1 pseudogene is annotated in these 246 nt (G+C 32.5%); it reads right to left on the reverse strand.

Features of this window, described 5'->3' with window-relative positions:
• Positions 1-226 (reverse strand): annotated as a pseudogene (locus tag FQ664_RS26640) (hypothetical protein); the annotation flags it as partial.
• Positions 227-246: the final 20 nt, after the last annotated feature.

The raw sequence follows: 246 nt of genomic DNA on the forward strand, positions 1-246 counted from the left end.
GAGCTAATATTTCTGCCATTAATACAAATAATGGTATAACTAATTGATTTATACTGGTAGTTTGTTTGAATGCTATGGCACCTATATTAGCTAATTGTGAAGGTTCAATAAATAATACTATTGAAGCAGCAGCGGTGAATCCCAAAGCAAATGCCACAGGTGCTCCCACAAAAATTGAAAATAGTAAAATAAATACTACTATTGCGCTGATTGCTAAAATACTCATATCATCACATTCCTTTCTAG

Source organism: Pseudomonas persica, from assembly GCF_900291015.1.
Taxonomy (GTDB): Bacteria; Pseudomonadota; Gammaproteobacteria; order Pseudomonadales; family Pseudomonadaceae; genus Aquipseudomonas.